The sequence below is a fragment of the Pseudomonas sp. B3G-3 genome, assembly GCF_028640915.1.
Classification (GTDB): Bacteria; Pseudomonadota; Gammaproteobacteria; order Pseudomonadales; family Pseudomonadaceae; genus Aquipseudomonas; species Aquipseudomonas chlororaphis_I.
In genome coordinates this window covers 26,384-50,091 of the sequence record NZ_JAQZAB010000098.1, presented here as the reverse complement: position 1 = coordinate 50,091, position 23,708 = coordinate 26,384, and the positions used below count along the sequence as shown (strand labels likewise).

The following is a 23,708-nucleotide window of genomic DNA, read 5'->3' as shown; positions in this document are numbered from 1 at the left end:
GTATGGAAATGCTTTCGAGTGCCATTGAATCGATCGAAACGATCATCGTCGATCTGCCAACCATCCGCCCGCACAAGCTGGCGATGCACACCATGCAGAACCAGACCCTGGTGCTGATCCGCCTGCGCTGCGCCGACGGCATCGAAGGCCTGGGCGAGGCCACCACTATTGGCGGCCTGGCCTATGGCAATGAAAGCCCGGACAGCATCAAGACCAATATCGACCGTTTCTTCACGCCGCTGCTGCTCGGCCAGGACGGCGCCAATATCAATGCCGCCATGCAGCGCCTGGAGCGCAGCATCCGTGGCAATACCTTCGCCAAGTCCGGTATCGAAAGCGCCTTGCTCGACGCCCAGGGCAAGCGCCTGGGGCTGCCGGTCAGCGAGCTGCTCGGCGGTCGGGTGCGCGACGCCTTGCCAGTGGCCTGGACCCTGGCCAGCGGCGACACCGCCAAGGACATCGCCGAAGCGCAAAAGATGCTCGACCTGCGTCGCCACCGCATCTTCAAGCTGAAGATCGGCGCCGGCGAGGTGGACCGCGACCTGGCCCACGTGATCGCGATCAAGAAGGCCCTGGGCGACCGCGCCAGCGTGCGGGTCGACGTCAACCAGGCGTGGGACGAAGCGGTGGCGGTGCGCGCCTGCCGGGTCCTGGGCGGCAACGGCATCGACCTGATCGAACAGCCGATCTCGCGCAACAACCGCGCCGGCATGGTGCGCCTCAACGCCATCAGCCCGGTGCCGATCATGGCCGACGAATCCATCGAATGCGTGGAAGACGCCTTCAACCTGGCCCGCGAAGGCGCGGCCTCGGTGTTCGCCCTGAAGATCGCCAAGAACGGCGGCCCGCGTGCGGTATTGCGCACCGCGGCGATCGCCGAGGCGGCGGGCATCGGCCTGTACGGCGGCACCATGCTCGAAGGCGGCATCGGCACCCTGGCGTCGGCCCATGCCTTCCTGACCCTCAATACCTTGAGCTGGGACACCGAACTGTTCGGCCCGCTGCTGCTGACCGAGGACATCCTCGCCGAGCCGCCGCTGTACCGCGATTTCCAGTTGCACATATCCCAAGCGCCGGGCCTCGGCCTGAGCCTGGACGAGGAGCGCCTGGCGTTCTTGCGCCGCGACAAAGCCTGAACTGCCATTCATCACGTCTTAAGGAGTGCACCATGCTGTTCCACGTCAAAATGACCGTGAACCTGCCGGTCGACATGAACCCCGAGCGCGCCGCCCAGCTCAAGGCCGACGAAAAGGCCCTGGCCCAGCGCCTGCAGGAGCAGGGCAAGTGGCGGCACCTGTGGCGCATCGCCGGCCTGTATGCCAACTACAGCGTGTTCGACGTCGACAGCGTGCAGGAACTGCACGACCTGCTGATGCAACTGCCGCTGTACCCGTACATGGCTATCGAAGTGAACGCGCTGTGCAGGCATCCTTCGTCCATTCATGCGGATGACCGCTGAGCCCTCGCCAGCCCGCTGCACACTCTAATAAATACAAGATGAGGAATAACCATGAACGTCCGAATTTCCCACACTGCCAGTGCCCAGAAATTTCTCGAAGAAGTCAGCGGCCAGTTCAACGACCAGGGCAACCCGCGTACCAAGGCCCTGGTGTACCGCATCCTGCGTGACACGGTGAACATCATCGAAGACCTCGATGTGACCCCGGAAGAGTTCTGGAAGGCGGTCAACTACCTCAACGTGCTCGGCGCGCGCCAGGAAGCCGGGCTGCTGGTGGCCGGCCTGGGCCTGGAGCACTACCTGGACCTGCTGATGGACGCCGCCGACGAGCAGGCCGGCAAGACCGGCGGCACCCCGCGCACCATCGAAGGCCCGCTGTACGTGGCCGGTGCGCCGCTGAGCCAGGGTGAAGCGCGCCTCGACGATGGCGTCGATCCGGGCGTGGTGCTGTTCATGCAGGGCCAGGTGCGCAACACCGCCGGCGAACCGCTGGCCGGGGCCATTGTCGATGTCTGGCACGCCAACACCGGTGGTACCTACTCCTACTTCGACACCGCCCAGTCGGAGTTCAACCTGCGTCGGCGCATCGTCACCGATGCCGAAGGCCGCTACCGTTTCCGCAGCATCGTGCCGTCGGGCTACGGCTGCCCACCGGACGGTCCGACCCAGCAGTTGCTCGACCAACTGGGCCGCCACGGCCAGCGTCCGGCGCATATCCACTTCTTCATCTCGGCCGATGACCACCGTCACCTGACCACCCAGATCAACCTCGATGGCGATGAATACCTGCACGACGATTTCGCCTACGCCACCCGCGACGAGCTGATCGCCAAGATCACCTTCAGCGACGATCCGCAGCGTGCGGCGCAGCACGGGGTCAGCGGGCGTTTTGCCGAGATCGACTTCGACTTCACCCTGCAGCCGTCGGCCCAGCCCGAGGAGCAGCAGCGCCTGGAGCGAGTACGAGCGCTGGAGGACTGACATCGCGGCAGATCCCGATTCGGGGCCACGGGATAACTTGAGTTATCCCGTGGTTTTTTGCCGTTGTGAGCCGTGGTCGATGTTTTGCGTGACGTGCCAGCGGTGGCGAATGATCACCGCCCGATAATAACAATCCCAATAATTAGAACTGGGAGTGACCCGCTTATGGAAACGTATCTGTTGAGTGAGCGCAGCAGGGTATTCGCCCAGGCCGATCCCTATGCCGTGTCCGGCTATGTCAACCAGCATGTGGGCAGCCACTGCATCCGTTTGCCCAATGCCGGCAGCCCCCAGGCCAGCCTCAATCATCGGCAGTTCGCCAGCCTCGACCTGTGCTCGCTCAGCTACGGCGGCAGCGTGCGCGTCACCTCGCCGGCGCTGGAAACCATCTACCACCTGCAAGTGCTGCTGCGCGGTCACTGCCTGTGGCGCGGCCATCGCCAGGAACATTACTTCGCCCCGGGCGAGCTGCTGCTGATCAACCCCGACGATCCGGTGGACCTGACCTATTCCGACGATTGCGAGAAATTCATCATCAAGGTGCCCACCCGCCTGCTGGAGTCGGTGTGCCAGGAGCAGCGCTGGCTGTATCCGGGGCAGGGCGTGCGCTTCGTGGGCAACCGCTACCAGCTGGATGAACTGGAAGGTTTTATCAACCTGTTGAGCGTGGTCTGCCGCGAAGCCGAAGCCGTCGAATGCATCCCGCGGGTGCAGGAGCATTACGCGCAGATCGTCGCGAGCAAGATGCTCAGCCTGATGAAGACCAACATTCGGCGCGCGGGCCTGGGTTCGTCGTCGGCGACCTTCGAGGCGATTGCCGATTACATCGAGCGCAACCTCAAGCAGGACATCGGCTGCGAGGAGCTGGCGCAGCAGGCGCAGATGAGCCTGCGTTCGCTCTATGCGCTGTTCGAGCGCAACGCCCGCAGCACGCCCATGCGCTACATTCGCCAGAAGAAACTCGAGCGGATCCACGCCTGCCTGCGCGACCCCAGCTGCAACGTACGCAACATCACCGAACTGGCCATGGACTTCGGCTTCCTGCACCTGGGACGCTTCTCGGAAAGCTACCGCAAGCAATTCGGCGAACTGCCGTCCGACACCCTCAGACGCCGGGCTTGATCCGGCTTTTGCTTCTGCTTCTGCTTCTGTAGGAGCGGCCGGTCGACGCTCGATCGCCGGCGATGGCGAACGACACGTAGGTGTTTGATCCGACGCCATCGCGAGCAAGCTTCGCTCCTACAGAAACCGTGTCCGCCACGTCATCCCCGACTCCTCGTAGCCGCTGCCGAGCCTGCGAGGCTGCGATCGGCTGCGCAGCAGCCGCAAAACCTGAAACCGTGTTCATTCTGGATAAATGCGCGGCCCGGGTGGCGGCCGCTACGTCGGAATGCCGCCCAACCCGATCGCAGCCTCGCAGGCTACAGCAGCGGCTACCCCTGTAGGACTTGCCCTACAAAACTCTGCAGAAAACGGATAGTGGTCTGCACGCAACGGATATTGCCCCCGCACACCCCGCCCTAGCATGAGCCTTGCCTGAATAAAAACAACGGAGGCGGCGGCCATGACCCTGCGACCCGAATACCTTCACTCCCTGCTTGAAGAAGACCGTGACCGGGGCGTCTACCGCTGCAAGCGGGAGATGTTCACCGACCCCCGGCTGTTCGACCTGGAAATGCAGCACATCTTCGAGGGCAACTGGCTGTACCTCGCCCACGAGAGCCAGATCCCCAACAACAACGACTACTACACCACCACCATGGGCCGGCAGTCGGTCTTCATCGCGCGCAACAAGGACGGCGAACTCAATGCCTTCCTCAATGCCTGCAGCCATCGTGGCGCCATGCTCTGCCGGCACAAGACCGGCAACAAGTCGTCCTACACCTGCCCGTTCCACGGCTGGACCTTCAACAACTCCGGCAAGCTGCTCAAGGTCAAGGACCCGGCCGCCGCGGGTTACCCGTCGAGCTTCAACTGCGAAGGCTCCCACGACCTGACCAGGGTCGCGCGCTTCGAGTCTTATCGCGGCTTCCTGTTCGGCAGCCTCAACCCCGACGTGCTGCCCCTGGTGGAGCACCTGGGCGAGTCGGCGAAGATCATCGACATGATCGTTGACCAGTCCGCCGATGGCCTGGAAGTGCTGCGCGGTTCCTCGAGCTACATCTATGAAGGCAACTGGAAACTCACCGCGGAAAACGGCGCCGACGGCTATCACGTCAGCTCAGTGCACTGGAACTACGCGGCCACCCAGAGCCAGCGCAAGCAGCGCGAAGCCGGCGAAGAAATCAAGACCATGAGCGCCGGCAGCTGGGCCAAGCAGGGCGGTGGTTTCTACTCCTTCGACAAGGGCCACATGCTGCTCTGGACCCGCTGGTCCAACCCCGAGGACCGCCCGCTCTACGAGCGCCGCGACGAGCTGGCCCGGGACTTCGGCCAGGCCCGCGCCGACTGGATGATCGAGAACTCGCGCAACCTGTGCCTGTACCCCAACGTCTACCTGATGGACCAGTTCAGCTCGCAGATCCGCATCGCCCGGCCGATCTCGGTGGACCGCACCGAGATCACCATCTACTGCATCGCGCCCAGGGGCGAAAGCGACGAAGCCCGGGCCATGCGCATCCGCCAGTACGAGGACTTCTTCAACGTCAGCGGCATGGCCACCCCGGACGATCTGGAGGAATTCCGTTCCTGCCAGATGGGCTACCAGGGCAGCAACAGTGCCTGGAACGACATGTCCCGCGGCGCCGAACACTGGGTCGAGGGCGCGGACGACGCGGCCCGGGAAATCGACTTGCAACCGATCCTCAGCGGCGTGCGCACCGAAGACGAGGGCCTGTTCGTGATGCAGCACAAGTACTGGCAGCAAACCATGCTCAAGGCGGTGGCCGCCGAAGCTGCGCGAACCATTGCCGTGGAGGCTGTGTGATGAGCATTTCCCATGACACCGTGCGCGACTTTCTCTACCGCGAAGCGCGCTACCTGGACGACAAGGACTGGGACAGCTGGCTGGAGCTCTACGCCCCCGACGCGACCTTCTGGATGCCGTCCTGGGACGACAACGACGAGCTCACCGAAGACCCGCAGCGGGAGATCTCGCTGATCTGGTACGGCAGCCGCTGCGGCCTGGAAGACCGGGTGTTCCGGATCAAGACCGAGCGCTCCAGCGCGAGCATTCCCGACACCCGCACCTCGCACAACCTGAGCAACATCGAGGTGCTGGAGCAGGCCGACGGCCTGTGCAAGGTGCGCTTCAACTGGCACACCCTGAGCTTTCGCTACAAGACCGTCGACAGCTACTTCGGCACCAGCTTCTACACCCTCGATGTGCGGGGCGAGAACCCGCTGATCAGGGCCAAGAAAGTCATCCTGAAGAACGATTACGTTCGTCAGGTCGTCGATGTCTACCACCTCTGAGGCGACTGCCATGACTCATCAAATCGCACTCAATTTCGAAGACGGGGTGACCCGCTTCGTCGCCGCCAACGCCGGCGAAACCGTGGCCGATGCCGCCTACCGCCAGGGCATCAACATCCCCCTGGATTGCCGCGACGGCGCCTGCGGCACCTGCAAGTGTTTCGCCGAAGCCGGGCGTTACGACCTGGGCGAGGAATACATCGACGACGCGCTGACCGCGGATGAAGCCGAGCAGGGCTTCGTGCTGACCTGCCAGATGCGTGCCTTGAGCGATTGCGTGGTACGGGTGCCGGCTTCGTCGCAAGTCTGCCGAGCCGCCCAGGCCACCTTCGACGCCACCATCAGCGCGGTGCGCCAGCTCTCCGACAGCACCATCGCCCTGTCGATCAAGGGCGAGGCCCTGAGCAAGCTGGCGTTTCTGCCGGGGCAGTACGTCAACCTCGGCGTGCCCGGCAGCGAGCAGACCCGCGCCTATTCCTTCAGCTCGCTGCAGCGCGACGGCGAGGTCAGCTTCCTGATCCGCAACGTGCCGGGCGGCCTGATGAGCAGCTTCCTCACCGGCCTGGCGAAAGCCGGCGACCACATGAGCCTGGCCGGGCCGTTGGGCAGCTTCTACCTGCGGGACATTCGCCGGCCGCTGTTGCTGCTGGCCGGCGGCACCGGGCTGGCGCCGTTCACCGCGATGCTGGAGAAAATCGCCGAGCAGGGCAGCGAGTATCCGCTGCACCTGATCTACGGGGTGACCAACGATTTCGACCTGGTGGAAATGGATCGGCTGGAAGCCTTCGCCGCGCGCATCCCCAACTTCAGCTTCAGCGCCTGCGTGGCCAACCCCGAGAGCCGCCACCCGCTCAAGGGCTACGTGACTCAGCATATTCAGCCCAGGCACCTGAACGACGGCGATGTGGATGTGTACCTGTGCGGCCCGCCACCGATGGTCGAGGCGGTCAGCCAGTTCATCTGCGACCAGGGCATTGCCCCGGCCAATTTCTATTACGAAAAATTCGCCGCCAGCGCGGCCTGACAGCCCCCGCGCCCTTTGTAGGAGCGAGGCTTGCCCGCGATAGCGATAGTGCGTGCAACGCTGACCTTTCAGCCTGTCGGCTGATCGCGAGCAAGCTTCGCTCCTACAGAAGAAGGTGCGGTGGTGCGTCGGTATATTGGCATGAGGTTTTGAGATGAGCAGATTCGAGAAGAAAGTCGCCCTGGTCACCGGGGCGGCGCAGGGTATCGGCCGACGGGTCGCCGAGCGGCTGGCCGAGGAGGGCGCGCGGCTGGTGCTGGTGGATCGCTCCGAGCTGGTGTTCGAGTTGCAGGCCGAGCTGGCCCCCCGGTTCGAGGTGTTGGCGCTGACCGCCGACCTCGAACAGTACGCCGAATGCAGTCGGGTGATGGCCGCCGCCGTCGAGCGTTTCGGGCGCCTCGACGTGCTGGTCAACAATGTCGGCGGCACCATCTGGGCCAAGCCGTTCGAACACTATGAAGAGCAGCAGATCGAAGCCGAAGTGCGCCGCTCGCTGTTCCCCACCTTGTGGTGCTGTCACGCGGCGCTGCCGTACATGCTGGAGCAGGGCAGCGGCGCCATCGTCAACGTGTCGTCCATCGCCACCCGCAGCATCAACCGCGTGCCGTACGGCGCGGCCAAGGGCGGGGTGAATGCCCTGACCGCCTGCCTGGCGTTCGAGACCGCCGGGCGCGGGGTGCGGGTCAATGCCACCGCCCCCGGCGGCACCGAAGCGCCGCCACGGCGCATTCCGCGCAACAGCGCCGAGCAGAGCGCCGAGGAAAAGGTCTGGTACCAGCAGATCGTCGACCAGACCGTCGACAGCACCCTGATGAAACGCTACGGCACCATCGACGAGCAGGCCGCGGCGATCCTGTTCCTGGCCTCCGACGAGGCCTCCTACATCACCGGCATGGTCATGCCGGTAGGCGGTGGCGACCAGGGTTGAAGTCTCAGGCGTCATCGAAAATCGCACCCTGACCGTAGGAGCGAGGCTTGCCCGCGATGGCGTCCGGCCTGACACGCCGCAGCACCCCCATCGCCGGCAAGCCTGGCTCCTACAGAAGCGCGCAAACGTTCATCCGGTTTCTCATAAAACAACAACAAGAGTCAGATGCCATGCGAAACATAGACAGCAATCAATTGATCGACGAGGCACGCTTCAATGCCTTTCACTGGCGCGTGCTGTTCTGGTGCGCACTGATCATCATCTTCGACGGCTACGACCTGGTGATCTACGGCGTGGTGCTGCCGGTGCTGATGCAGGAGTGGGGCCTGAGCCCGCTGCAGGCCGGGGCGCTGGGCAGTTACGCACTGTTCGGCATGATGTTCGGCGCGCTGTTTTTCGGTTCGCTGTCGGAGCGTATCGGCTGCAAGAAAGTCATCGCCATCTGCGTGGTGCTGTTCAGCGGTTTCACCCTGCTCAACGGCTTCACCACCACGCCCACCCAGTTCGGCATCTGCCGCTTTATCGCCGGCCTCGGCATCGGCGGGGTGATGCCCAACGTGGTGGCGCTGATGAACGAATACGCGCCGAAGAAAATCCGCAGCACCCTGGTGGCGATCATGCTCAGCGGCTACTCGGTGGGCGGCACGCTGTCCGCCGGGCTGGGCATCGTGCTGCTGCCGAGTTTCGGCTGGCAGGCGGTGTTTTATGTGGCGGCGATCCCACTGTTGCTGCTGCCGCTGATTCTCAGGTTCCTGCCCGAATCCCTCGGCTTCCTGCTGCGCCAGGGCCGGGAAGACGAGGCGCGCCAGGTGCTGCAATTAGTCGAGCCGGGCTTCGTCGCGCAACCCGGCGACTCGTTCGTCAAGGCCAACCTCAAGAGCGCCGGTGGTGCAGCTGTTCCGCGAAGGCCGGGCACTGAGCACCTTGATGCTCTGGGTCGTATTCTTCTGCTGCCTGCTGATGGTCTACGCGCTCAACTCCTGGCTGCCCAAGCTGATGGCCAGCGCCGGCTACAGCCTGGGCTCGAGCCTGATGTTCCTGCTGGTGCTGAACCTCGGCGCGATCTTCGGCGCCGTGGGCGGCGGCTGGATCGGCGATCGCCTGCAGCTGCAAAAGGTCCTAGTGGCGTTTTTTATCGTGGCCGCGCTGTCCATCAGCCTGCTCGGTTTCAAGAGCCCGCATGGGCTGCTGTACGCCCTGATCGCGATTGCCGGGGCGACCACCATCGGCACGCAGATCCTGGCTTTCGCTTGCGTCGCCCAGTTCTATCCGGTGACGATCCGTTCCACCGGCATTGGCTGGGCCTCGGGTATCGGCCGCAGCGGGGCCATCGTCGGGCCGCTGCTGGGTGGTGCCTTGGTGAGCATCGAGCTGCCGCTGCACTATAACTTCATGGCCTTCGCTATTCCGGGGGCGGTGGCGGCGCTGGCGATCTGTTTCGTCTACCAGCGGCCCGCCAAGGCGCTGCCGGTCAGCCAGGCCAGCGCGCCATCGCTGTAGTGATGCCATGACCGGCGCGGGCGCCCAGGTGCCTGCGCCGGCGGTTCAGTCATGCCATGCCTCAGGGCTTCGGAGCTTGCATGCGGCAGTTGATCGAGGACTTTTCGTTGTCGGCGCTGGTGGCCGGGTTTATCGCCACGCTGATTTCCTATGCCGGGCCGCTGGTGATCATCTTCCAGGCGGCCAAGGCCGCGGGCCTGCCCGAGGAAGTGTTGTCGTCCTGGGTCTGGGCGATTTCCATCGGCAGCGGGGTGCTGGGCATCGTCCTCAGCCTGCGCTTCAAGGTGCCGGTGGTCATCGCCTGGTCGGCACCGGGCTCGGCGCTGCTGGTGGCGTTGCTGCCGGGCATTGGCCTCAATGAGGCGGTGGGCGCCTACCTGGTGGCCAGTGCGCTGATCCTGCTGATCGGCCTGTGCGGCATCTTCGACAAGATTGTCGGCCGGCTGCCGGCGGCGATTTCCGCGGCGATGCTGGCGGGCATCCTGTTCAGTTTCGGTACCGGGCTGTTCCGCTCGATCCAGGACAAACCGCTGCTGGTCGGGGCGATGTTCTTCACCTACCTGCTGTGCAAGCGCCTGTGGCCGCGTTATGCGGTATTGGCCGTGCTGCTGGTGGGCTGCGCCATCTCCCTGACCATGGGCGATATCGACCGCTCGGCGCTGGTGATCGGCCTGGCCACGCCGCACTGGATCAGCCCAGCGTTCAGCTGGAGCGCTGTGCTCAACGTCGCGCTGCCGCTGGTGGTGGTGGCCTTGACCGGGCAATTCGTGCCGGGCATCGCCGTGCTGCGCAACGACGGCTACCGCACGCCGGCCAGCCCGATCCTCGCGAGCAGTGCCTTTGCCAGCCTGCTGCTGGCGCCGTTCGGTTGCCACGGATTGAACCTGGCGGCGATCACCGCGGCCATCTGCACCGGCCGCGAAGCCCACGAAGACCCGGGCAAACGCTATGTGGCCGGGGTCATGGGCGGGCTGTTCTACCTGCTGCTGGGAATCTTCGGCGCGACCCTGGTGTCGCTGTTCAGCGCCTTCCCCCGGGCCTTGATCGCGGCCCTGGCCGGGCTCGCGCTGTTCGCCGCCATCGGCGGCGCCCTGAGCAGCGCCATGGCCGTACCGCGGGATCGCGAAGCGGCGCTGATCACTTTCCTGGTGACGGCGTCGGGCATGTCGCTGTTCGGTTTGTCGGCGGCTTTCTGGGGGCTGCTGTTTGGCCTGGTGGCCCATGGCGTGCTGACCCTGCGTCGCCCGCAAGCCTTACCTGCGGCGGGGGAGGCACCGGTCCAGGCGCGTAATTGACAGCACCCTGTATCGAAATCCTTGCACAGGCGAATCGCCACCGGCACGGCCTGTGCCTGCGGGCCTGCCGTGCGCTGCTGGTGAAATAAACGTGTGAATCCCCGGAAACCTGTGGGTTTTTCGATACAACCCTTACCCATTCTTTACCTTCATGCACTGCTCAATGTCGCGCAAACGCTGTCTGAAACGGCGAGAAACTTGTGGTTCTCGTCCTGAAAGAGAGTGAAGTGATGATGTTGAGTCGAGTTGCAAAAGTGGCGGTAGTGATCGCCTTGTTGTCGTCCCTGTCGGGCTGCTGGATGTTCTTCCCGCCGGGTGGCGGCGGCGGTGGCCAGCATGGCGGTTTTGGCGGAGGTCCCGGTGGCGGCGGCCCACGCTGACTGCGGCTGACCCGAGCCTGTAGGAGCGAGCTTGCTCGCGAAAAATCCCAAGGGCGACGTGGAGCGTCAGACACACCCTGTTGTCCCTATCGCGAGCAAGCTTGCTCCTACAGTGACCCTGCTGGTTGCAGATACCGCGTCGCCGACAAGCAAGCGGCTGGTCGGATACGCCGTCGCGACCCCCTTCTCGAGCCTGGGGCGCAGACCCCAGCACCTATACTCAACCCAGGCATGGTCGTGTGGTACCCGGTTGAAGCCTGCCCCGTCGTGGGCGGGTGGCCGTGGTCGACGCTGTGCGAGGGTTGCCATCTTGTACCTGCGTGCGCTGATCGTCGTGATGCTGCTGGTGCTGGCCGGGTGCGCCGCGACCCAGCGCGTCCGCGAGGCGGTGGCGCCGGTGGTGGTGCCGCCCAGCACCTGGCGCCAGGTGGACCGCGAGATCGCCCAGGCTTCGCAAGAGGCGGTGATCCAGGTCAAGGTGTTTGCCCGCGGCTCCATGGAGCACTGGCGGGTGCGGGTCTACGCAGTCACCGAAGAAACCTTCATCCCCTGGTTCAGCAGTTACTGGACCCAGGAATGGATGGCCATGAAAGTCAGTTGGTACAGCCTCACCGCCGGCGACGAGGAGGACGCGGCGGCGACGCGGCTGGCGGCCTACCTCAAGGAGCAGTATCAGGAACAGGTGCTGGCACCGGTGGCGGTGGAGATCGACCCGGATGCGATTCTCAACCAGGCCACGGAGTTCTATGTCGAGCTGCTGGACAAGCAGGTGCAGGTCATTGCCCAGCGCTATCGGCTGCCGGCCAAGCAGCTCGATCAACGGCTCAATGGCATCCAGGCAATTCGCCTGGGGCCGCCGCCGGCGCGCGATGCGTCGTTGTACCAGGTGCTGCACGCCAAGCCCTTGACCACGCTGCCGGCCTACTCGGCGCTGTACCAGCAGATCCATAGCGCCCCCGCGGGCACCGGCGAGGTGTCGTCCGAGGCCGGGATTGTCTCGGTGGCCAGGCAGGCCAGCGAAAAATTCGAAGCGCAGATGGCCGGCCGTGGCATTGCCGGCGCCGCGTCGGCGGTGGCCGGCAAGGTCGCCGGGGCGGTGATCTCCCTGGGGGCCGCAGGGTTTCGCGCGATCGCCCATGAGAGCGACCGGGCCGAGACCGAGGCGCAGATTCGCCAGAGCCTGGGCAAGGCGTTCGACCAGGCCTGGTTCAAGCTGTTGAACAACACCGGCAACGGGGTGATGGCCGGGGTGTATTACCTGGCCGGACAGGTCGAGGGCGAGCTGGGCAAAAGCGCGGTGCCGAACCCTCCGCTGGAGACCGTGCCGGGCTCCGTGCATCCGCCTGCCACGCCGGGCCTGAGCGCCCCGGAAACCGGCTGGCAACCGGAGCCATGAAGCCCGTCGGTCGGTCTTCCGGTTTTTTTCGCGCCGGCCTGTCGATTGTCGGCGATGCGGATCGACCAGTTCACAGAAGGGCCGACACCCGGTTCGTCCCCGGATGTCCAACCCCAATCAGCAGGAGCAGGATCATGTCTTATGTCGATGGTTGTGTACTGGCGGTACCCACCGCCAACCGTGAGGCCTTCAAGCAGCATGCAGAGACCGCGGCGAAGGTGTTCAAGGAGTTCGGCGCCCTGAGCGTGGTCGATTGCTGGGGCGACGATGTGCCCGAGGGCAAGCTGACCTCGTTCCCCATGGCGGTCAAGCTCAAGGAGGAGGAGACCGTGGTGTTCAGCTGGATCATCTGGCCGTCCCGTGAAATCCGCGACGCGGGCATGCAAAAAGCCATGGAAGACCCGCGGCTCAAGCCCGACGTCTGCCCGATGCCGTTCGACGGCCAGCGCATGATTTATGGCGGGTTCAAGATGCTGGTGAATGCCTGAGGCATCACCAGCGGAACATCGGCAGTGGTCGCAGCGGCGTACGCAGCAACTGCCGGGCCGAAGCGCGCGCCAACATCCAGTGAAAACCCTGGTCGGGGTAGCGTGCCTGGACCTTGCGGATAAACGGGCGGGGCAGGCCGAAGCTGAGCAGGCCCAGGGAGACGTCGATCGTGTCGGCCTGCCGGAACGCTTCGACACTCGCGGCGTGGGCCTGGCGATAGGGGCGCAGTTTGTGATGCTGCTCGATCAGCGCGCTGACCTGCTCATCCAGCAGCGATTCGCCGCGCTCGGCCAGAAAGGCCCGGGCCAGTTGGATCGACGGCGCCAGGTAGTCGAGGGTGCCATGAGTCCAGATACCCAGGTCATGAAAGGCCGCGGCGATCTGTACCGCCGAGGACAGCGGCCGGTCCTGCGGGTTGAGCGCGGTGTAGAAGCTCAGCACGCGATATATATGATTGCGATAGCCGGGCAGGTCCTTGCCGATCACCGTGGCGTAAGAGGCAAGGATCTGTTCGGTGAGCGGGCATTCGAGAACGACGTCCATGTGGTCTGCTCCGGGTCTGGAAGGGCGACAGTATAAGGCTCGGCGCAGGGCTTGAGGATGCGGGCGTCACGGCGTATCGACAGGTCGTGGATCGATTCAACGCCAGGAACAAAGGGCGGACCAGATGCTGGCCCGCCCTTTTTTCATTGCGCCGTTCGCTGGCGGTATTCGGTGGTGGTCATGCCGGCGTAGCCCCAGTTGTCGGTGTCGACTTCCTCGATGACGATGTGGGTCAGTTCCGGGGCCTTGTTCAGCACCCGTTGCAGGGTTTCGGTGATCTCGCGGATGACCTGGGCTTTCTGTTCGCGGGTCACGCCGTCACGGGTGATGCGGACGTTGACGAAAGGCATGGCATTACTCCTAAGGAAAGGATGGAGGTTGCAAGGGACGGGAGGCACGCGGGCCTCCCGCCGGGTTTACCATTTGCCGCTGCTCATGCCGCCGTCCACCGGCAGCACCACGCCGGTGGTGAAGCCGGCGCCGGACAGGTAGAGCACCGCGTCGGCGATTTCCTCGATGCGTCCGATCCGTCCGGCCGGTTGCAGGCCGTCGAGGAAGGCGCGGTGCGCCGGGTCGTGCATCGGCGTGTCGATGATCCCCGGGGCCACCGCGTTGACCTGGATGTTGAACGGCGACAGCTCCAGGGCCAGGGCGCGGGTCATCTGGTTCACGCCGCCCTTGATCAGCACCGGCAATGCCGCCGGGACCGCCAGGTTCGGTTGCAGCGCGACGCTGGCGCTGATGTTGATGATGCGACCCTGGCGCCGCTCGATCATGTGCCGCGCGGCGGCCTGGGAGGCGTAGACCACGCCCTTGAGGTTGGTCTCCAGCAGGCTTTCCAGCTCCTCGGGGCTGTAGTCGATAAACGCCTTGGGCAGGAAGAAGCCGGCGTTGTTGACCAGCACATCGACCTGGCCGAAACGGTCGATGGCGCGTTCGACCAGTTGCGTGGCGGTGGCCGGGTCGGCGATGTCGCCTTCGACCCCGAGAAAACGCTCGCTGTGGCCCAGGGTTTCGGCCGCCGCGGCCAGTCGCTTTGCCGAGCGGGCATTGCCGACCACGTTGTAGCCGCGGGCCAGGTAGGCCTGGGCCAGGCCGAGGCCGATGCCGCTGGAGGCGCCGGTGATGATGACGGTGCTGTTGGGGCTCAGGTTGAGGTTCATGGTGATAGTCCTGTTCTGCGTTGAGAGAAGTTCCAGCGCTGTTGGGCAGAACTATATTTGTGTGCCGAATACTGATAAATAGCGCCCCAGGTACTTCACTTGATACATGGTGTAATCAATGAGTCGGCAATTCGACGATGTGCTGCTGGGCAGCATCGAGCTGTTCTGCATGGCGGCGGAGATCGGCAGCTTTACCGGCGCGGCGCTGGCGGCCGGGGTCACGCCGGCGGCGGTCAGCCGCTCGGTGTCGCGCCTGGAAGAGCGGCTCGGCGTCCGCCTGTTCGTGCGCACCACCCGCAGCATCCGCCTGACCGACGGCGGGCGCGACTATCACCAGCAATGCCGCAGCGCGCTGAACCAGATGCTCGAAGCCGAGCGCCAGTTGACCGGGCAGCAGCTGGCGCCTTCCGGCACTTTGCGCATCAGCCTGCCGACCACCTACGGCCATCTGCGCATCCTGCCGCTGCTGCCGGAGTTTCGCCGGCGCTACCCGCAGATGCGGGTGGAGGTCAACCTGAGCAACCGCAATATCGACTTTGTCGAAGGGGGCTACGACATGGCGATCCGGGTGCGCGCGCAGCCGGATTCCGGGTTGGTTGCGCGGTTGCTGGAGGACGCCGAACTGGTGGTGTTTGCCGCCCCGGATTACCTGGCACGGGCCGGTACCCCGCAGCGGCTCGACGACCTGGCGCAGCACGAGTGCATCCAGTTCGAGCTGCCCAGCAGCGGCCGGCGCATCGCCTGGCTGTTCAACGGCCCCGACGGCCCCTGTGAAGTGCTCGCCGAGGGGGCCTACGTGTGCTCCGAGGACCTGCTGGGGGGCGTGACCCTGGCCAGGCATGGCGCCGGCCTGTTCCAGACCTACCGTTTCATGGTCGAGCGCGAGCTGGCCGAAGGGTCGCTGGTGGAGGTGCTGCAGCCTTACGGTGGCCGTTCGCGGCCCTTCAGCCTGCTGTATCCCCACAGCCGGCATGTGCCGTTGCGCCTGCGCGCCTTTATCGATTTCCTGCTGGAGAAACAGCCGGGCTGGAAGACCTGAAGCGGGGATGGGCAGCCCGGGATGGATTGGTTAGTATGGCGACCGGGCTTCCTGGGCGCCCACCTCGCGAAAGCGCAAGCACCTTCAATTTCCGCAAGCACCACGCTTGCATACCCCCTCCGGGCCAATAGCGAGCAGGCCGATTCTCTTGGAGTTGGTATGCCTATCAACAAATCCGTTCCCCGTTCACCCGCCAGTCAGGCCGCCAGCCTGGTACTGCGCGAAGCCAAACGCCTGCATCGCACCGCCACCAGCGGTTCGCTGGCCAGCGCCTTGCCGATTCTGCGGCGCTTGCTGGCGAGCAACAGTTTGCCTGGCCTGTCGTTGCCTGAGCTGTATCGACAGCGCGACAAGGTGCAGCGCAAACACCTGCTGCGCACCCTGGCCAGCGAGGCCGGTTTTGCCCATTGGGAGAGCTACCGCCAGGCCCTCGACGAGCTGGCGCCCGAGCAGTTGCAGCACTTCGAACTGGTCTACCGCCAGGCGGGCCATCTCAACTGCTGGTTCTCGTCGCCGGACGAGGCTCGGCAGTACGTGGCCCATCATGGCGGCCGGCTGTTGTGCGTAGGGCAACAGGCGGTGGTGCTGGTGGATCTGCCGGCGGCGTAAGGCGCTATCCATCGTTGTACAGAGGCACGGTACCCGGGATCTGCCCGGGTGCCGTTTTTATTGGCATGCAACATCTGAATCAACAACACACATCTGTAGGAGCGAAGCTTGCTCGCGATGGTCGTTAACGATGACGCGTATCGACCGGGTAAGCGCGCCGCCCTCAAGTTCATCGCGAGCAAGCGTCGCTCCTACAGGACTGCGTTTTTATTTACGTGCCTCGAGAATCAGGTTGAACGGCGTCTCCGCGGCCCGGCGGAACTGGCTGAAGCCGGCTTCGCTGAAGACCTTGCGCAGGCGTGCTTCGCCGGCCTGGGCACCGAGCCCGAGACCGACTTCCTGGGACAGCGAGTTGGGCGTGCAGATAAAGGTCGAGGCGGCATAGAACAGCCGGCCGACCGGGGTGATGTTCTGGTCCAGTTGATCGTTGGCGAACGGCTCGACCAGCAGCACGCTGCCGTCGTCTTTCAGCGACTGGAAGGCATGTTGCGCGGCGCCCACCGGGTCGCCCATGTCATGCAGGCAGTCGAAGAAGCAGATCAGGTCGTAGTCGTTGCCGGGGTAGGTCTTGGCGCTGGCCTGGGAGAACTGCACGCGGCCGGTCACCCCGGCTTCCTCGGCGCGTTGCGTCGCGGTGGTGACGGAGGGCTGGTGGTAGTCGAAGCCGAAAAACTGCGAGGCGGGATAGGCCTGGGCCATGATCACCGTCGAGGCGCCATGCCCGCAGCCGACATCCGCCACCTTGGCCCCGGCCTGGAGTTTTTCCACCACGCCGTCCAGGGCCGGCAGCCACTCGGCCACCAGGTGCGCCCGATAGCCGGGGCGGAAGAAGCGCTCGGTGCCGCTGAACATGCAGGGGTGGTGATCGCCCCAGGCCAGGGCGCCGTCGCCGCGCATCGCCGCCAGCAGTTTGTCCTTGTCGTGAAACAGCGCGGAGACCACCACGGCGCCACCGGCCACGTACACCGGCGAGTCCTCGATGGCCAGCGCCAGGGCCTGTTCTTCCGGCAGGCGGAACTGGCCGTCGAGGTGTTCCATGTAGCCGGACGCGGCATGGGCGCTCAGCCATTCGCGCAGCAGCCGCGCGTTGCAGCCGGTCTTGGCGGCCAGCGCTTCGGGGCTGACGAAACGACTGTCGGCCATGGCCCGGTACAGGCCCAGTTCTTCGCCGAGAATCATATTGGCGAGCATGGCTGCGCCGCCCATGTCTGACACCAGTTTGCCCATGAAATCGTTGAGCTTGGCTTCGTCCATGGCCTTGTCCTCCGCTGTGAGGGTCACTGTCGCAGACGGCCCGGCAGTGGCCGGAGGGGTATACGCGCACGCGAGGGGAGGCCGTGTCCCGGCGCTGCCGAAGGAATGGGTCTGGCAAGCCAGGCCTGTGCTTTGAGGAGCTGATGCACGGACGCCTCCCGCGTGGGCGGGGGGCGTGCCTACCGTCAGGAAGGTGAGGCAGGCCATCGGGCCTGGGCGTCGAACCCATGGCGGCAGGCGAGGCTGCGCGCGGGTTCCGGGGACGCCCGGAGCAAGCGATTCCTGGTTGGTAGATGAGTCAGTTTAGTTCCCCGGTGGGGGCGTCGCGGGGTTGGCCGATAAGGGGAGCAGGGCGCCGCTGACGGCGCCCTTGGGCAAGGTCGGTCAGGCCTTCAAGGGGTGCCGAACATGGCGGTCCAGTAGATGCCGGCATCGCTTTTCGGATCGATCGCATAGGACGCACCCAGCTCGCGGTATTGCGGGTTCATCAGGTTGGCGCAATGGCCGGGGCTGGCCAGCCAGCCATCGACCACCTTGCGCACGCTGTCCTGGCCGGCGGCGATGTTCTCGCCGATCTGCTGGCCGGCATAACCCGCCAGTTCGGCGCGGTCGCCGGGGGTACGGCCGTCGCGGTCCTTGTGATCGAAGAAGTTGTGGTTGGCCATGTCCCGGGTATGGTCCTGGGCCGCGCTGGCCAGGGTGGCGTTCCAGGCCAGCGGGGTGGCGGCGGCGAAGATCTGGTTGCCGCACTGGCGTGGTTGCGCGCGGGCGCTGTTGAGGCTTTCCAGGAGCTTCTGGCCTTCCGCCTGCCAGTCGCCGAGGCGCGCGGTCAGCAGCGGCCGGGCGAGGACGATGCGCCAATCCTGGCCGGTGCGGCTGACGCCGATATCGACGAACTGCGGGTCCAGCACCACCTGGCAGAAGCTTTCCCGCACCGCCTTCATGGCCGCCTGGGCATCGCGCGGCCCGGACAGGCTGATGGCCTGCACATTGACCATCGGGTAGGCGCTGCTGGCCAGGGCCTGCTGCAGGTTGCCGATGCTGTTGGCGGGCAGCACCAGGCGCGGGTCGGCGGCCAGCGGTGGCAGCTCCTGGGACACCTGGCCGGCGCAGCGCTGGGCCTGGCTGCGGTAGCTGTTGATCGATGTCACCAGTTGCGTCTCGTCGCTCGCCACGGCGCTGGTGGCGAAGGCCATGCTCATCGACAACAGGGGGAGCGACAGCAGGGTCAGTGGCAGAGCGGAGGATAGGCAGCGCATGGAGGTCTCCCTTGAGCGAATTGCGCCCATGATGCGCGATTTCGCCCCGGTCGGCGCAAGGTCTTTTTGCCGAAAACGGGCGCCGTTATCCATTCTTTTGGTTGCCGGCATGGCGCCGGTTACGGGCGGACGGCGGCGAACTACACTCAATTCCAGCCGCGCCAGCCGGCAGGCTGGCGGCGGCTTTCCCGTGCCCGGATCGGGCTTTTGGCGAAGGTGCGAGCATGCGCCCGACAGCGATTGCCGGCGGTCTCCTGATCCTCCTGTGCGGGGGGCTGGCGATGGCCGCGGGTGAAAGAGCGAACCCCGAAGTGGTGGAGGACAAGGCCCAGGTCCTGGAGCAGAAAGCCGCGGACCAGCAGCCGGCGCCCCGCAGCGAAACCATTACCCCTCCCGAGGCCCAGGCGGTGGACCCGGCCGGCGCCGCGCCGCTGGACGATGCCATCACCTGCCTGGCGCGTTCCATCTACTGGGAAGCCAAGGGCGGGGCCGCCGCCGACATGGAAGCCGTGGCCAGCGTGGTGCTCAACCGGCTCGGCCACGAGGGGTTTCCCGATACGGTGTGCGCGGTGGTCAAGCAGGGTTCGCAGCAGCGTGCCTGCCAGTTTTCCTGGTGGTGCGACGGGCGTGCGGACCAGGTGAAGGAAGATGAGCCCTACATCGCGGCCAAGGAAATCGCGCGCAAGGCGCTCAACCAGCAACTCCCGGACCGCAGCCACGGCGCCCTGTATTTCCACGACCGGCGCGTGCGGCCCGCCTGGGCCAGGCAATACCGCAAGACCGCCGAGACCCGGAAGTTTCTGTTCTACAAGCCGCAAGGCGACAGCGCCCGCTAAACCGGTTTACCCAGGCCATCTGTAGGAGCGAGCTTGCTCGCGATAGNGGCACGCTGCATCGCGAGCAAGCTCGCTCCTACAGGGACTGCGTCAACTACGCGGGCGGAGTATCATGCCCGGCCCGCCGCCGACGCCCGCTGTCCAGGCGTGCCTCAACCTTTGGAGCCCTTGCGCGCAATGCCCACCATCAGCCATTTCCAGACCCCGTGCCCGGAGGCCGTCAACAGCCAGATCCTGCAGATGGTGGTCGACTACCTGACCGACATCAGCGCGGTAGCGATCCCGCCCAGCAACCTGCTGTACAACATCTACCAGTACGCCATCGGCTACGAAGTGCATCTGTACCTGCAGGCCCTGGACGGCTCCCGGGGCATCGCCGTGGAACTGCTGGTGGCCACTGACGATGATGATCCGGAACAGGTGCTGGGTTTTGTGCTGTACCTGCCGGTCAAGGACGATCCCGAGGCGTGCGGCGTGGCCTATATGGCGGTGCGTGCCAGCCATCGCCGGCAGGGGATCGCCCGTTCGCTGCTGGCACGGATGCGCGAGCGCTACCCCCATGCCGAACTGACCTGCGCGGCGGGCAAGGTGCCCTGTTTCGAAGCGCTGGGCTTCCAGGTGCTGGGCGTGCGCGGTCCGCAGGTGCTGATGAACACCCGCGATCACGCCACCGACGGTTTGATGGGCCTGCTGGACACGGCGCCGATCTATCGCTCGCTGGAGGTGCGGCAGATCCACAGCTACCTGCTGCAAAAGCATGGCAAGCGGGCGATGCTCGATGCCGAAAAACAGCGCGACCGTCACCTGGACCAGATGACCCGCAACGCCCAGGCGCTGGTCCGCGAGCGCCTGGGGCAGGGCTGAGGCCGCTCGGTCGCTCAGCCCTTGAGCCGCACGCTCAGCCCGGCTTGTGCTGGTCGGCGGCCATGATCGAGGGGGCCAGGGAAATGCCCGCCATCTGGCAGATGTCCGCCAGCGTCGCCCTCTGCTTCTGGAAGGCCTTGGCCAGGTCCAGCGCGGCTTCCTGGACGTCGAGACCGAACTCCTTGATCACCTCGCTCTGATCGAACAGGAAGCCATAGGCCAACAGTTCCGGGGTTCGCGATTCGTCCTTGGGCACGATGACGATTTTCCAGAAGCGGGTCGGGTAGTGCACCGGGCCCTTGCCGAAGTCCTGCTCGACACAGGAGTCCCCCAGCACCGGGCCGGCAAAGATGACGGCCTGGCCGCCCCCGGCCTCGATCTGTTCGGCCAGCTCGCCCTCGAAGTAACCCCAGATGCCTTTGCGATTACGGTACTGGGCGCCGTCGGGCGTTTCCTGGTTGAACAGTTCATGCTGCGGCGTGCAGTTGGTCCAGTGGTAGGTGTCGGCGTTGGCGTACTCGGTGTCGATTCCCGGCTGGCCCCAGCAGTTGTCTTCGCGGCGCACGATATGGCCGCGATCGAAGTTGCCGGCCGGCGCGTAGATGTCGCTGTTGGTCAGCTGGAATCGGCTCGGCACCCGGCGGTCGAGGCGCCAGCTTTCGCCGCCGAAGCCCCGGCGGCCCCGCGCATCGCCCCGGACCTCGGGCCGGTAGTCGGCATTGGAGGCGGCCCACATCGGCATGCGGTACTTCTTGTTCACCACCAGCGAATAGCGGTGATAGGGCAGCTCCAGCGGAGCGTCGTCGTCCAGGTGGGAGAGCCTCATGGCCGGCACATTGCGCGCCGAGGCGGCATGTTCGCGGTAGTCGCCGACGCGGTAGAGCTGGGCCAGCTGGGCGCCCTCGACGAAGGGCGGCGGGACCGGCACCCCGAGAAAGTCCGGGTCGTAGCCGGGGCGGGCCTCGTAGTCGAGGTCGAAGGTCAGGGTCTTTTCCAGGGCCGCGACTGCCGGAGCGGAGTCGGTTGATGCCGGCTCGGCCGGCGCCACGCTCAGGCTGGAGGTAATGCTTGCCGGGCTGTCCGCGGCATGGCTGAGGATGTTGATGGTGGTGGGGCCGGAGATATGAAAGATGTTCTGCGACCTATCGGGCAGGCCTGGGCGGAGCGGCGTAACGGCCACTGCTTCGTTGACGCTGAGCGCGGCCAGCGGATCGGCGGTCTGCTCCATGAGCTGGGCCAGCAGCTCGGCCGGCCTGCCGCTCAGTTGCAGGGCCTTGAGCGCGCCGACGATGCTGCTGACCCGGGTGCCCTCGTTGGCCACCCAGTCCACGGTGCTTTCCTCGTCCCCTTCGGGGTTCCAGAGGCTGTGGTCGGTCTTGAGGATGTTGCCGGCTGCGTCGGTCCGGGGGATGCCGCAGTGATGCAGGGCGATCAGCTCCCAGTTGTCGCTGAACACCGGGGAGCCGGAGGCGCCTTCGGCGGTGTCGGTTTCGTAATGCAGGAAACCCTGGTCGAGAATGTCCAGCAGCCGGTTGTGGGTGGTGGCGTACTGGCGCGGGCCGCCATCGGGGTGCTGGATGATGTTCATCGGCCGGCCACGCAGGGTCTTGCCGGTGGCTTCGATCAGGCGGATGCAGCCGTAGTCCGACAGTGCCTCGCCGCGCGTGCCCTGCGCGGAAATGGCCACCAGGCAGAAGTCCAGCGCCTCGTCGGCGAAGTAGAACTGGTCCGGCTGCAGGTTGAAGTAGGTGCCTTCGTTGATGCCGCGCTCCTGCCTTTCGTAGAGAAAGTTGGCGGCGCAGTCCACGGCATCCACATACCGGGGAAACACATGCTGGTTGGTCAGCAACAGGCTGGGCGAGACCAGGAAGCCGGTGGCGAAGCCCTCGACCACCGTGCCCGGGCGTGGCGCATTGACCAGCCGCGCCACCGGCCTTGCCGCCTGGCGGGCGGCCTCGCTGGGGGCGTAGAAGGTCGGGTCCCAGGTGCCGATCCGGCGTTCCAGCCCGGCGCGGGTCAACAGGGCACGGGCGTTCTCGCGGGCAACCCACTTGGCCAGTTGCTGCGGTGAGTCGCCAGCGCCCGGGCCCAGTTCGCGGATGCGCGACAGCGATGCGGTTCGGGTATTGGCTTGCTGGTTCCAGCGCTCCAGGGCTTTGGCCATGTTGCTTCTACGGGCACTGGCAACGGCATCTGGCGTCTTGCTCATGGGCACCTCCTGGCGAGTACGGGATTCCTTTCGGGCTAGCCATTTGAGCGTAGACAACAAGTGCCACGGCAGACGGCTGGCGTCATGCCAGCTCGTCGGATCCGCCGCTCTTTATGCGCCTTTTATGCACCTTTGCCGGCGCGCTCCTGCAAGCGCTCGAGCAACACCTTGGCCACACCCTGGGCCGAGCCCGGGTTCTGCCCGGTTACCAGCTCGCGGTCGATCACCACGTTTTCGCTCCACGGCGAGCGGTTGCTGCGGTACAGGCCGCCGGCCTGTTCCAGGGCGGTTTGCGGATAGAAACGCATGGCGCCGCCGCCCAGCAGGCCCTTGGCCAATTCCTCTTCCTGGTTGCTGATCACCGTGAACTGGTAGCCGGCGTAGATCCAGCCCGGGGCGCTGGCCTTGCCGCCGCTGGCCAGCTGTCGGGTGAAGTCCTGCGCCTGGGGCAGGGTCGACAACAGGGCGATCGGGCCGTGGCAGACCAGGGCGGTGGTCTTGTTGTTCTGATGGAAGTTGCTCAGCAGCCGGCCCAGCTCGGGGCTGTGCAGCAGGTCCTGCATCGGTGCGTGGCCGCCGGGCACGTACAGCGCATCGAAATGCTCGTAGCCGATCTGCTCGACCCGGGCCAGGCTGATCACCGGCGATTCGCCGGGGGAGGTGATTTTCAACTGGTCGAGCAGCGCCTGGTGCGCCTGCAGCGCGGCGACATCATTGTTGAAGTACATCTTGTCGGTGGAGGAGCGGTCCAGGGTCGGTGCCTTGCCCTGTGGGGTGGCGAAGGTTACCGAGTGGCCGGCGTCGAGCAGCTGCTTCACCGGTTGCATCAGTTCGTTGAGGTAGAAGCCGGTGGAAAACACCTTGCCGTCCTTGAGGTCGAGGTGGTCGGAGTCCGAGAGCACCACCAGGACGTTTCCGGCCTGGGCGTTGAAGGTGGCGGCGGTAATGCTCATGGCAAGAGCGAGGGTGCTGAGTGGGCGCATGTGGGTTTCCAGTATGTGAGGTCAGGGAGCCGGCGGTGGCCGACGGGTGATTCACTGTATTCATGCCTCTGTGGGCGATAAAC

23 protein-coding genes and 1 pseudogene are annotated in these 23,708 nt (G+C 65.3%); 17 read left to right on the top strand and 7 right to left on the bottom strand.

Annotated features, from left to right (window positions below):
* Window positions 1-8: 8 nt before the first annotated feature.
* The 13 genes and pseudogenes from PVZ80_RS12525 to PVZ80_RS12465 all read left to right on the top strand — a co-directional run bounded on the left by PVZ80_RS12525 (window position 9) and on the right by PVZ80_RS12465 (window position 12,865).
* Window positions 9-1,136 (top strand): muconate cycloisomerase family protein, encoded by a 1,128-nt coding sequence (locus PVZ80_RS12525; protein WP_273863981.1) that lies wholly within the window; start codon window positions 9-11, stop codon window positions 1,134-1,136.
* Between the two features lie 32 nt (window positions 1,137-1,168).
* On the top strand, window positions 1,169-1,459 hold the full coding sequence (catC, locus tag PVZ80_RS12520) for a muconolactone Delta-isomerase (RefSeq protein ID WP_009044734.1): 291 nt from the start codon (window positions 1,169-1,171) through the stop codon (window positions 1,457-1,459).
* Window positions 1,460-1,510: 51 nt separating this feature from the next.
* On the top strand, window positions 1,511-2,440 hold the full coding sequence (gene catA / locus PVZ80_RS12515; protein WP_273863972.1) for a catechol 1,2-dioxygenase: 930 nt from the start codon (window positions 1,511-1,513) through the stop codon (window positions 2,438-2,440).
* Window positions 2,441-2,605: 165 nt separating this feature from the next.
* Window positions 2,606-3,562: an AraC family transcriptional regulator gene (locus PVZ80_RS12510; RefSeq protein WP_273863971.1), complete on the top strand. Its 957-nt coding sequence runs from the start codon at window positions 2,606-2,608 to the stop codon at window positions 3,560-3,562.
* Window positions 3,563-4,004: 442 nt separating this feature from the next.
* Window positions 4,005-5,366, top strand: a complete 1,362-nt coding sequence (gene benA / locus PVZ80_RS12505) for a benzoate 1,2-dioxygenase large subunit (RefSeq protein ID WP_273863970.1) — start codon at window positions 4,005-4,007, stop codon at window positions 5,364-5,366.
* Window positions 5,366-5,854, top strand: a complete 489-nt coding sequence (gene benB / locus PVZ80_RS12500; protein WP_016702337.1) for a benzoate 1,2-dioxygenase small subunit — start codon at window positions 5,366-5,368, stop codon at window positions 5,852-5,854. The genes benA and benB overlap by 1 nt, the downstream gene beginning before the upstream one ends.
* A 10-nt stretch (window positions 5,855-5,864) precedes the next feature.
* Window positions 5,865-6,878 (top strand): benzoate 1,2-dioxygenase electron transfer component BenC, encoded by a 1,014-nt coding sequence (gene benC, locus PVZ80_RS12495; RefSeq protein WP_273863969.1) that lies wholly within the window; start codon window positions 5,865-5,867, stop codon window positions 6,876-6,878.
* 154 nt (window positions 6,879-7,032) lie between these two features.
* Complete coding sequence (locus PVZ80_RS12490; RefSeq protein WP_053269532.1) at window positions 7,033-7,806, top strand: 1,6-dihydroxycyclohexa-2,4-diene-1-carboxylate dehydrogenase; 774 nt, start codon at window positions 7,033-7,035, stop codon at window positions 7,804-7,806.
* Between the two features lie 170 nt (window positions 7,807-7,976).
* Window positions 7,977-9,306, top strand: a pseudogene (locus PVZ80_RS12485) (MFS transporter).
* An 80-nt stretch (window positions 9,307-9,386) separates the two neighbouring features.
* A complete protein-coding gene (locus PVZ80_RS12480; RefSeq protein WP_273863968.1) occupies window positions 9,387-10,601 on the top strand; it encodes a benzoate/H(+) symporter BenE family transporter in 1,215 nt (404 codons plus the stop codon).
* Between the two features lie 230 nt (window positions 10,602-10,831).
* Entirely contained in the window at window positions 10,832-10,981 is a 150-nt protein-coding gene (locus PVZ80_RS12475) for a hypothetical protein (RefSeq protein ID WP_273863967.1), read from the top strand.
* Window positions 10,982-11,291: 310 nt separating this feature from the next.
* On the top strand, window positions 11,292-12,377 hold the full coding sequence (locus tag PVZ80_RS12470) for a hypothetical protein (RefSeq protein ID WP_009049921.1): 1,086 nt from the start codon (window positions 11,292-11,294) through the stop codon (window positions 12,375-12,377).
* A 134-nt stretch (window positions 12,378-12,511) separates the two neighbouring features.
* Window positions 12,512-12,865, top strand: coding sequence for a DUF1428 domain-containing protein (locus PVZ80_RS12465; protein WP_124301891.1), 354 nt, complete (start codon window positions 12,512-12,514; stop codon window positions 12,863-12,865).
* Between the two features lie 4 nt (window positions 12,866-12,869).
* On the opposite strand, the gene PVZ80_RS12460 is transcribed toward PVZ80_RS12465, so the two are convergent.
* The 3 genes from PVZ80_RS12460 to PVZ80_RS12450 form a co-directional block, all read right to left on the bottom strand.
* Entirely contained in the window at window positions 12,870-13,409 is a 540-nt protein-coding gene (locus PVZ80_RS12460) for a phosphohydrolase (protein ID WP_009049919.1), read from the bottom strand.
* A gap of 143 nt (window positions 13,410-13,552) precedes the next feature.
* Window positions 13,553-13,759, bottom strand: coding sequence for a tautomerase family protein (locus tag PVZ80_RS12455; RefSeq protein ID WP_007922853.1), 207 nt, complete (start codon window positions 13,757-13,759; stop codon window positions 13,553-13,555).
* Between the two features lie 66 nt (window positions 13,760-13,825).
* Window positions 13,826-14,572: an SDR family NAD(P)-dependent oxidoreductase gene (locus PVZ80_RS12450; protein WP_273863966.1), complete on the bottom strand. Its 747-nt coding sequence runs from the start codon at window positions 14,570-14,572 to the stop codon at window positions 13,826-13,828.
* Window positions 14,573-14,690: 118 nt separating this feature from the next.
* On the opposite strand from PVZ80_RS12450, the gene PVZ80_RS12445 reads away from it, so the two are divergent.
* Together PVZ80_RS12445 and PVZ80_RS12440 are read left to right on the top strand one after the other, a co-directional pair.
* A complete protein-coding gene (locus PVZ80_RS12445) occupies window positions 14,691-15,611 on the top strand; it encodes a LysR family transcriptional regulator (protein WP_041988223.1) in 921 nt (306 codons plus the stop codon).
* Between the two features lie 159 nt (window positions 15,612-15,770).
* Window positions 15,771-16,220 carry a hypothetical protein gene (locus PVZ80_RS12440; RefSeq protein WP_009049916.1) on the top strand — a complete coding sequence of 150 codons (450 nt, stop codon included), beginning with the start codon at window positions 15,771-15,773 and terminating at the stop codon, window positions 16,218-16,220.
* A 207-nt stretch (window positions 16,221-16,427) separates the two neighbouring features.
* Here PVZ80_RS12440 and PVZ80_RS12435 read toward each other — a convergent pair whose 3' ends face one another.
* Window positions 16,428-17,474, bottom strand: coding sequence for a class I SAM-dependent methyltransferase (locus tag PVZ80_RS12435; RefSeq protein WP_273863965.1), 1,047 nt, complete (start codon window positions 17,472-17,474; stop codon window positions 16,428-16,430).
* A 392-nt stretch (window positions 17,475-17,866) separates the two neighbouring features.
* A complete protein-coding gene (locus tag PVZ80_RS12430) occupies window positions 17,867-18,676 on the bottom strand; it encodes a CAP domain-containing protein (RefSeq protein ID WP_372436531.1) in 810 nt (269 codons plus the stop codon).
* A gap of 281 nt (window positions 18,677-18,957) precedes the next feature.
* On the opposite strand from PVZ80_RS12430, the gene PVZ80_RS12425 reads away from it, so the two are divergent.
* Window positions 18,958-19,569: a cell wall hydrolase gene (locus tag PVZ80_RS12425; RefSeq protein ID WP_411268960.1), complete on the top strand. Its 612-nt coding sequence runs from the start codon at window positions 18,958-18,960 to the stop codon at window positions 19,567-19,569.
* Window positions 19,570-19,746: 177 nt separating this feature from the next.
* Window positions 19,747-20,433, top strand: a complete 687-nt coding sequence (locus tag PVZ80_RS12420; RefSeq protein WP_110175514.1) for a GNAT family N-acetyltransferase — start codon at window positions 19,747-19,749, stop codon at window positions 20,431-20,433.
* A gap of 34 nt (window positions 20,434-20,467) precedes the next feature.
* On the opposite strand, the gene PVZ80_RS12415 is transcribed toward PVZ80_RS12420, so the two are convergent.
* Both PVZ80_RS12415 and PVZ80_RS12410 read right to left on the bottom strand, forming a co-directional pair.
* Window positions 20,468-22,642 (bottom strand): DNA/RNA non-specific endonuclease, encoded by a 2,175-nt coding sequence (locus PVZ80_RS12415; protein WP_053269526.1) that lies wholly within the window; start codon window positions 22,640-22,642, stop codon window positions 20,468-20,470.
* A gap of 122 nt (window positions 22,643-22,764) precedes the next feature.
* Complete coding sequence (locus tag PVZ80_RS12410) at window positions 22,765-23,625, bottom strand: type 1 glutamine amidotransferase domain-containing protein (RefSeq protein ID WP_009049910.1); 861 nt, start codon at window positions 23,623-23,625, stop codon at window positions 22,765-22,767.
* Between the last annotated feature and the right edge of the window lie 83 nt (window positions 23,626-23,708).